At 77.5% G+C, this 737-nt stretch carries 1 protein-coding gene and 1 pseudogene; both read left to right on the forward strand.

The annotated features are described in order from the left end of the window. A pseudogene (locus AC1D01_RS37285) lies at positions 1-462 on the forward strand (hydroxymethylbilane synthase); the annotation flags it as partial. After that, on the forward strand, positions 440-737 hold a 298-nt coding region (locus AC1D01_RS37290; RefSeq protein WP_477874934.1), incomplete at its 3' end, for a uroporphyrinogen-III synthase. The pseudogene AC1D01_RS37285 and the gene AC1D01_RS37290, both read left to right, overlap by 23 nt.

A 737-nucleotide genomic window follows, 5' to 3' on the forward strand; every position in this document is an offset into this window, starting at 1 on the left:
CTCGACGACGGCCAGTACGACGCGATCGTGCTGGCCGCCGCCGGCCTGAAGCGGCTCGGCCTCGCGCAGCGCATCCGCGCGCTGTTCGCGGTCGACGAGATGATCCCGGCGGCCGGGCAGGGCGCGCTCGGCATCGAGATCCGCAGCGACCAGCCGGCGCTGCGCGAGGCGCTGGCGCAGCTGGCCGACCGGCCCACGTGGTGGGTCGCCGAGGCGGAGCGCGCGGTGTCGCGCTCGCTGGGCGGCAGCTGCAGCATGCCGCTGGCGGCGCATGCCGTGTGGGACGGCGCGATGCTGCGCCTCACCGCGGCGCTCGGCCATGTCGACGACCCGACGCGCCCGCTGCTGCACACGACCTCGGCGGCGGCCGTCGCCGACGCTCGCGCCGCCCGCAGCCTGGGCGAGCTGGCTGCGGCGCAACTGAGGTCCGCGGGTGCCGATGCCTACCTCGGAGCCGGCTGACGCCGCTGCGTCGCTGCGCGTGCTGGTCACGCGGCCTGCGGCCCAGGCGCGCGAGTGGGTCGACGGGTTGCGCGCGGCCGGGCTCGATGCCCAGGCCTTGCCGCTGATCGACATCCGGCCGGTCGACGACCCCGCCGAGCTGCACGCCGCGTGGCACGGGCTCGGCAGCGTCGGCCTCGTGATGTTCGTGAGCCCGAATGCGGCCGAGCAGTTCTTCGCGCAGCGCCCGCCCGGGGCCGCCTGGCCGGCGGCGCTGCAGGCGGCCTCGCCGGGGC

Source organism: Rhizobacter sp. P3_B12, assembly GCF_056402895.1.